Raw genomic sequence first — 8503 nt, forward strand, 5'->3', positions numbered from 1 at the left:
CTGACGCTTGACCTCAGAGTTTTGTTTTTGGCGGCGCAGCCACCATTGTTGCAGCGTTGACTTACGCATGGTTAACAAAACCAAGGTCATTGCCCAATATAACAGGGGTTCGTTAATATCAGATTTGACTGACCAAATAAAATGTAAGGCGATTAGTAACACGGCGATATAGACCCAATTATGTAATTTTTGCCAATTGCGTTTCAGTGTGCGTTGCATGGCTTGGGTTGATGTAGCAGCAAGTGCGCCTAGTATTAAAAATGCCACAAAACCTACGGTGATATAAGGCCGTTCGATAATCTCGCCAGCGATCAACCCCCAATCCAATTGCAATTCAAATATCACGTATACCAGCAAATGAGACAAGGCGTAAACAAAAGCGTAGAGGCCAAGTAGTCGTCTTAACCTTAGCAATAAGCCCTGTTTTAATTTTTGCGCTAAGGGACTGACTAACAAGGACAACAGCAATAAATTAAACGCGCCGATACCGCAAAAATGAATCAGCGCCATTACAGGATCGCCCCCTAGATCATCGATGGTGGCTAAGTAAAAGGTATAGGCCAGCGGTATAACGGCTGCAAAATGAATGATGCCTTTTAACAGCAGTATGTGAATCAGTTTTAATCTAAAGGCCACAACAAGGTTCTCTGTGTATTGATAGTTGACTTACCATGCTTCAGTAATTTCGCTTTAAATCTAAACTGGCATACAGCGGCGCCACTTCATCATAGCCATTAAACATTTGTGTTGGGATGCGACTAGTATTAAATAGCCCACCGCTTGTAATGCGCCGCTCACTGGCTTGACTCCATCTCGGATGATCAACCTTTGGGTTGACGTTGGCATAAAACCCATATTCGTTCGAGGCTAACATATTCCAAGTTGTGGGTGGCTTTTTGTCAGTTAATCGGATGTTGGTAATAGACTTTATACTCTTGAAACCATACTTCCATGGCACAACTAAGCGAATTGGAGCTCCATTTTGGGGGGGCAGGGTTTTGCCATATAAACCCACCGCCAAAAACGCAAGAGGGTGGGTAGCTTCTTCAATGGTAAGGCCTTCAACGTAAGGATAATCAATGCCACCACCAGCAAAACGGTTGCGTTGGCCAGGCATTTGTTTTGGATCGTACAGGGTTTCAAAGGCCACATACTTAGCGCTGCTTAGGGGCTTTGCGAGTTTAATTAAATCAGCCAGCGAGAAACCAACCCAAGGTATCACCATAGACCACGCTTCAACACAACGTAGGCGATAAATACGTTCTTCAAGTGTCAGCTTTTTATATAAATCTTCGTAACCAAGCGATATGGGTTTATCCACCAAACCGTTAATGGTCAGATCCCAAGGGTTAACGTTAAAGCTTTGCGCGTTTTCTGCAGGATCGGCCTTACCGGTACCAAACTCATAAAAGTTATTGTAGCTTATGACTTTTTCTTCTGGGGTAACGATGTCTTTGCTTTGATACTTGTCAGCGGGGCTAAAACGTAATGGTCTTGTGACAAATTTTTCTGGCTCATCGTCGCCAAACAAACTAAAGGCGCTAACCTGTGTTGATTGCAGCAAACTTGCAGCACCTAAAAATCCCATAGACTTTATTATTTGCCGCCTTTGTTTGTAAACGGTTTCGTCAGTTACCTGATGTTCTTTGCACGTACTTTTCGCTGGCGTTTTAATTAACATGGTCATTTTTCCAATAAGTTGCTGACTCCGAGATAAAGACAGGTAATCGATGAATTATCTTTCCAATTATTTTACCTAGAATAATTTAGCAGACTAAACGCTCGATATATTCTTTCATAAGTAAGCTAAGAGGCTTTAGATCAATGTAGCGCTAACATGCAACTGCAGACGGTCAGAATATCTATTAAATAGTTTAATTGCGATGGAACTGGGCTGAGCAACGTTGAAGACGATTACCCAGCCGGCAAAAACAAGGTGTTGTATAAACGAGATGCAAAGCCATCTGTCATGCCTGAAATATAATCTGCGATGACGCGAAAACCATTATTTTGCTCACAGGCTTTTTTATATCGCTCGCGAGTATTGTCAGGAAGCAGGCGTAAAGGATCGGATGAAAATGCTTCAAATAATTCCATCACAATTTGCTGCCCCTTGTATTCAAGCAATTGAATATCCGGTTTTAATATCACGCGGTTAAACACGTAATTTTTGAATAACGTTAGGGCTTGATGATATTGAGCAGGAAACACCGCGTTGTATTTTAACAGTGGCTCAGCAAAGGCCGGTTCAACATCCTCAATTTCGATGCAGGTAATAAAACTATTTACCAGTGCGCCAATGGCGTCTTTGCGCTCATGATGTTTATGGCTGAAAAGTTTTTGGGTAAGACCCAAGATATTACGACTTAGCCAAGTATCAGCGATGTTGGTAATGGGCTCTGCTACCTCTTGCATAAATTCAGAATGCGTAACAATGCCCATCACGATGGCATCTTCTAAATCGTGAATGCCGTAGGCTATATCGTCCGCTAATTCCATAATTGAACAATCAAAGGATTTATAACGGGTTTTACAATGAGCCGTACCAGCTGGATTAAATAGCATAAAGCGCTTTTTATCGGCCGAGCTTAAAGGTGCAGTGACCCAGTCAAACAGGGGCGCATCACATTGATATAAGCCTTTTGGGGGATGCCAATTGGCTGCTTGAATTTGCCGGTGAGACAGAGTCTTATCATCTTCGGCAAGAGACTTGTTGTTTAACGCATCAAGGTAGTTTGGGTATTTGATTAAACCCAATAAAGTACGGCGACTCAGATTCATGCCTGAGTCAGCGGTGTATGGCTCTAATTTGGTCACAATCCTGAAGGTTTGGCCGTTACCTTCAAAGCCCCCGTGGTGACGCATTTTATAATGTAGGGCAACTTCACCCCCGTGACCAAAGGGCGGATGGCCAATATCATGAGATAAGCACAAGGCTTCAATTAGAGTATCGTTTAAGCCCAGATCAAAGGTTAACTCGGGAAATTTACTGCGTAATTGAGCGGCAATACCCTGACCAATTTGCGAGGCTTCAAGAGAATGGGTAAGACGAGTGCGATAAAAGTCACTCATACCCACGCCTAATACTTGGGTTTTGGCTTGCAGGCGCCTGAAAGCCGCAGAATGTAAGATTCGCGCTTTATCACGTTGAAAAGGGGTTCGATGATCACCCTCTCGCTGCGAGCTTTGCTGTTGATATCGAGCTAACCAGTCTTGATCATTGTCCAATGTTATCGCTTCCTTTTATCTGGTGATACAGGCACATATCTTAGAAGTTTACATTTCTTCTTGCGTTATCTCGTCCAAACTTAAACTGAAACTCGGCACATAAGCTTTCATAAAATAATTCACTTCGTCTGAGCGATAATCTTTTAAAATTTTATCTAAACGTTTTTTTGCTAAACCAAATTCTTTGTTACCGGCAGATAATTCTTCCAAGGTTTTTAGATAGGCACAGATCACATCTGCAGCTTTGACTATAAAGGCTTCGTCTTCAGAGTGATGATGGTGGTCAATCAAAGCCGCGTAATCGTCTTTAAAATCAGTAGGGGCCATATTAATCAGTTTTTGCTCAGCGAGTTTCTCGATCTTTTTATACTCTTCACGGATTACCGGATTTGAATATTTAACCGGTGTGGGTAAATCACCCGTTAAGACTTCTGATACATCATGAAACATGGCAATGGTGGCTACTTTGTAAGGATCTAACTTGCCCTCAAAATACTTGTTTCGGATCAACGCTAGGGAATGCGCCACCATGGCCACTTGTAAACTGTGCTCTTGTACGTTTTCGGAGCGAACGTTGCGCATTAAAGGCCAACGCGTAATTAACTTCATACGGGACAAATGCGCAAAAAAATGACTTTTTAAAGGGTTATGACTCATTAAACTCTATACAACTTGTTTGTAATGTTTGAAAAAATTGCCAATGCGTTCAATAGCAGGACGAAGCACATCAACGTGAGGTAAAAACACTAATCTGAAATAGCAGCCTGTTTTTAGATTAAAACCACTGCCATGTACCACCAGCACTTTTTCTTGGCGTAATAAATCAAGCACCATGAGTTCATCATTGGTGATATTGAATTTTTCTGCATCCACTTTTACAAAACAGTAAAGTGCACCTTTAGGCACGACACACGACAATCCATCAATTTGATTTATCAACTCGCAAGATAAATCCCGCTGCACTTTCAAGCGGCCGCCTTCCATTATTAACTCATTGATACTTTGATATCCACCGAGGGCGGTTTGTATCGCGTGTTGACTAGGCACATTGGCGCACATCCGCATTGAGGCCAGTATGTTCAAACCCTCTATATAGTTTTGCGCTGGTAATTTATTGCCGCTTACCAACAACCAGCCGGCTCTAAAACCTGCGACACGGTAGTTTTTAGACAAACCACTTAGCGTGATAAAAAACACATCACTGGCTAGCGCAGCGATACAATGATGCTGGGCATCGTCATATAAAATTTTGTCGTATATTTCATCGCTGATAATAGCAAAGCCAAATTCCCGGGCCAATTCAATAATCTGTAGTAGCAATTCTTTGCTATACACCGCGCCTGTGGGGTTATTAGGGTTGATTAACACAATCGCTTTGGTTTTTGGGCTCACTTTACTGCGAATATCCGCAATATCAGGTTGCCAATCATTACTTTCATCACATATATAATGCACAGGTTTACCTGAAGATAAACTCACCGCCGCCGTCCAAAGAGGGTAGTCAGGGCTTGGGATCAATACTTCGTCTTTGTCGTTGAGCAAACCTTGCATCGCCATCACAATCAGCTCACTCACGCCGTTACCAATTATGATGTCTTCTACCGTGATATTCCGAATATTCTTTTGCTGGTAATACTGCAACACTGCTACGCGCGCTGCGTAAATGCCTTTTGCGTCTGAATAGCCTTGTGACTTGGGGAGGTTGTGGATCACATCTTTTAATATGTCATCAGGTGCATCAAAACCAAAGGGGGCAGGGTTACCAATGTTCAGCTTTAAGATGCGATGCCCTTCATCTTCCATCTTTTTTGCGTAGTCAAGAATTGGACCGCGAATGTCATAACAAACATTTTCTAATTTGTTGGATTTATTAATAATTTTCATTGATGTAGTTGGCTCATTGAGATGACAACAGATTAATACACTAGCCATATCACTGTTAAGTGTTTATTTCATTTGTCTGTAGGCTTTTTTGTTATATATGCATATTAGGTTAATCGCTACCAGACAAGCGTACTTAAATGACGTTTAAGATTAACAAAAGCTTACAAACATAACTTGGCAAAAAACGGTTTGTTTGTATCACTTAAAGGAGGGATTTGTTTTTGGAGTAACATATGGCTTTTCCTCTCCTGCTATTAGGTGCCAGTGCTATCCTTGTATTAGCAAGTAATAAACATTCCAAGCAAGGTTCATCGCGCCTGCTTGCTAAAAATGGCCAAAAATGGGTTAAACCGCAAAATGGTGCGATTGTCAGTTGTGGTATTTTTGGGGTGTTTGAGCATAGCGGTATTTGGCTCGACGGAAATATAATTGAATTAAAAGGAAATGGATTAATTCGAGGTATTTCACCAAAGCGGTTTTTACAAAATCGCAGCGGCAAACAAATTTACGTGGCATGCGATAATAATGATAGGCCGGTAACAGACAACACTGTCGCCATGAGGGCCAGTGAAAAGTTATTTCACTATTGTGAATATGACCTTATCAGAAATAACTGCCATAAGTTTGTTTGGTCTTGCGTCAGCGGAAAATCCACAGCACTCACTGGTTTTTCAGAGCTGAACAGTTTGTTAGCTGAGCATTATGATTGTGAAATTCACTGGCAAAAGGCTGAAATTTAAGCATTAATAGATAACTACGATCTTTCTCTCTTTGCTTGCGTAAAGATAGTAGAACAACCTTGATATATATGAATTGGTAGTTTAAACCTTTATTAGGGATAACAAAAAATAATACCTAAGCGGAGTCAAGTTATGTCAGAACATTTTAAAGAAGCACCCCACAATGCCATTGTCGACAGCCATATAGCCCGAGTCATACCCTGTAAAAAGCTCGAATTCAGCGATCCTTTTAAATGGATTGTACTTGCTTTGAGGGATGCAAAACGAGCGCCTATTTTAACCTTATTTTTTGGCCTTGTGTTTGCTGCCATTCCATTGTTTATAACCTATTTGGTGCAATTAACTGGCTGGCACTTGGTCATTATGCCCGCCATTGTTTGTTTTATGTTGATAGGTCCGTTCCTTGCTGCAGGCATGTACGACGTCAGTTGGGAGCTTGAAAAAAATCATGTACCTAGTTTGTGGCATAGTATTAAAGCGATAAAGCGTAATGCCGTGAATGAATGGGGTTTAGGTATTATGTTAATGGTGCTCATGATCTTTTGGTTGCGGATCGCTTCTATCATCCACGCCTTATATCCCCCTTATCTTGATGAAAATTGGGATAATTTAATGCCATTTTTAGCTGTTGGCACAGTAGTTGGGGCAGGTTTTACCTTACTGGTATTTTTCTTAAGTGCTTTCACTCAGCCTATATTGATGGAACGCAAGGTCGACCTTGCAACGGCAGTGCTCACTAGCATGAATAGTGTATGGGTAAACAAGGGGCCGATGCTGCTGTGGGCCGGTATTATTTTGCTATCGGTGCTAATCGGCTTTGCTACCTGGTTTATCGGCTTTGTATTTTTGATGCCGATTATTGGATATGCCACATGGCATGGCTATATCGATACAATAGAAACAAAACGAGAACGGCATTTCGAGTAAAAATTGTTCAATAAAAATAGCATCTTAGGATGCTATTTTTGTTTTAGGTGGTATAAACCCACCGGGTGTTTTTCGCTAACTAGGATAAACATCATCTTTAGGGCGCTTTATTAGTCAGTTATTCCAACAGTAATTATTCCACTCGATTAAATCGCAAGGTCTTGTTTCAAATACTCATCTACCATTTACAAACTTATAACAAGAAATATACGAGTTACCTACATCATGGTCTACATCCTTCTTAAGGTAAGTAAATGAAAGACAGAAATCATTTATCTAATATTGGGCTTAGTCATCACGTTAATGTGATCAGCAACGGCCTTGTCGATATTCCCATGTTACAAATTTTGCAAGCCGATGGTGTGCCGCACGAAGAAGCGGTATTACCTAACATGCCGCAAGACCTTGCAGAGAAAATTCTCACTACAATGCAGTATATTCGCATTTTAGATGAGCGGATGGTTGCGGCTCAGCGTCAAGGTCGAATCAGTTTTTACTTAGCGTGTACTGGCGAAGAGGCTTCCACAGTAGGCAGTGCCGCTGCCCTTGAACCTCAAGACATGATCATGTCGCAATATCGAGAACAGGGCACCTTGGCGTTTCGGGGCTATACCACCGAACAATTTATGGATCAGATGTTCAGCAATGAAAAAGACCCTAACAAAGGGCGTCAAATGCCGATTCACTATGGTGTAAAAGAACTCAATTTCATGACTATTTCATCGCCCCTTGGTACACAAATTCCTCAAGCTAGCGGTTATGCTTACGGACAGAAAATGGCGGGCCAGCCAGCTGTGACTATCTGTTATTTTGGTGAAGGCGCTGCGTCAGAAGGTGATTTTCATGCTGGTTTGAACATGGCTGCGGTACTGCATTGTCCGGTTATCTTTTTCTGTCGCAACAATGGTTATGCTATTTCTACGCCTTCTGAAGAGCAATTTGCCGGAGACGGGATTGCATCGCGCGGTATTGGCTATGGTATTAGAACTATCCGTGTTGATGGCAATGACGTCTTGGCTGTTTATGCTGCAACGCTAAAAGCCCGTCAACTGGCTCTGGCAGAAAACTGCCCGGTGCTCATTGAAGCCATGACCTACCGTTTAGCGGCTCATTCAACCTCAGATGATCCCACCGGTTACCGTTCAAAAGACGAGGAAGAACGCTGGCGCGCGAAAGATCCGGTTTTGCGTTTTGCGGCGTGGATGCAAAGCAAAGGCTGGTATGACGAAGAGCAAAACAAAATATTTTTAGAGCAAAGTCGTCAAGAAGTATTAAACGAGTTAAAACGTGTAGAAAAAGTGCCCATTTGTAAAATTGATGAAATCATTAATGACGTATACGACACGCCGCCATGGCATTTAAATGAACAATTAGCCGCACTCAAAGCCCATATCGCCAAATATCCTGATGCTTACCCTAAAACAGCAGGGAGACTGTAATGGCTAAAATGAATATGTTGCAAGCGGTAAACAACGCGTTAATCACGGCCATGAACGAAAACGAAAAAGTCATGGTGTTTGGTGAAGACGTAGGCCATTTTGGTGGGGTGTTTAGAGCCACCAGTAATCTGCAAGAAAAATTCGGTAAAGGACGCTGCTTTAACACGCCCCTAACAGAACAAGGCATTATTGGTTTTGCCAATGGTTTAGCGTCGCAAGGCTCAGTACCTGTGGCTGAAATTCAATTTGCTGATTACATTTTTCCGGCCTTTGACCAAATCGTAA

Annotated in this window: 8 protein-coding genes and 1 pseudogene; 4 read left to right on the forward strand and 5 right to left on the reverse strand. The window is 42.0% G+C overall.

Translation table 11 applies throughout. The features are described 5' to 3' along the window. The 5 genes from msrQ to NWQ57_RS18060 all read right to left on the reverse strand — a co-directional run. Window positions 1-636: protein-methionine-sulfoxide reductase heme-binding subunit MsrQ (gene msrQ, locus NWQ57_RS18040; RefSeq protein ID WP_306023565.1), on the reverse strand; the 636-nt coding region annotated here is incomplete at its 3' end. 40 nt (window positions 637-676) lie between these two features. Beyond that, on the reverse strand, window positions 677-1681 hold the full coding sequence (msrP, locus tag NWQ57_RS18045; RefSeq protein ID WP_306023566.1) for a protein-methionine-sulfoxide reductase catalytic subunit MsrP: 1005 nt from the start codon (window positions 1679-1681) through the stop codon (window positions 677-679). 233 nt (window positions 1682-1914) lie between these two features. After that, a complete protein-coding gene (locus tag NWQ57_RS18050) occupies window positions 1915-3228 on the reverse strand; it encodes an anti-phage deoxyguanosine triphosphatase (RefSeq protein WP_306023567.1) in 1314 nt (437 codons plus the stop codon). A 48-nt stretch (window positions 3229-3276) separates the two neighbouring features. Beyond that, window positions 3277-3885 carry a 5'-deoxynucleotidase gene (gene yfbR / locus NWQ57_RS18055; RefSeq protein ID WP_306023568.1) on the reverse strand — a complete coding sequence of 203 codons (609 nt, stop codon included), beginning with the start codon at window positions 3883-3885 and terminating at the stop codon, window positions 3277-3279. Window positions 3886-3891: 6 nt separating this feature from the next. Further along, on the reverse strand, window positions 3892-5112 hold the full coding sequence (locus tag NWQ57_RS18060; protein WP_306023569.1) for a pyridoxal phosphate-dependent aminotransferase: 1221 nt from the start codon (window positions 5110-5112) through the stop codon (window positions 3892-3894). A gap of 233 nt (window positions 5113-5345) precedes the next feature. Here NWQ57_RS18060 and NWQ57_RS18065 point away from each other — a divergent pair, with 233 nt between their 5' ends. The 4 genes and pseudogenes from NWQ57_RS18065 to NWQ57_RS18080 form a co-directional block, all read left to right on the forward strand. Continuing rightward, window positions 5346-5852: a lecithin retinol acyltransferase family protein gene (locus NWQ57_RS18065; protein ID WP_306023570.1), complete on the forward strand. Its 507-nt coding sequence runs from the start codon at window positions 5346-5348 to the stop codon at window positions 5850-5852. A gap of 132 nt (window positions 5853-5984) precedes the next feature. Next, window positions 5985-6779, forward strand: a complete 795-nt coding sequence (locus NWQ57_RS18070) for a DUF2189 domain-containing protein (RefSeq protein ID WP_306023571.1) — start codon at window positions 5985-5987, stop codon at window positions 6777-6779. 254 nt (window positions 6780-7033) lie between these two features. Next, a complete protein-coding gene (locus NWQ57_RS18075; RefSeq protein ID WP_306023572.1) occupies window positions 7034-8218 on the forward strand; it encodes a thiamine pyrophosphate-dependent dehydrogenase E1 component subunit alpha in 1185 nt (394 codons plus the stop codon). Next, window positions 8218-8503, forward strand: a pseudogene (locus NWQ57_RS18080) (alpha-ketoacid dehydrogenase subunit beta); the annotation flags it as partial. The gene NWQ57_RS18075 and the pseudogene NWQ57_RS18080, both read left to right, overlap by 1 nt.

It is taken from the genome of Paraglaciecola sp., from assembly GCF_030730205.1.
In the GTDB taxonomy this organism is placed as follows: domain Bacteria; phylum Pseudomonadota; class Gammaproteobacteria; order Enterobacterales; family Alteromonadaceae; genus Paraglaciecola.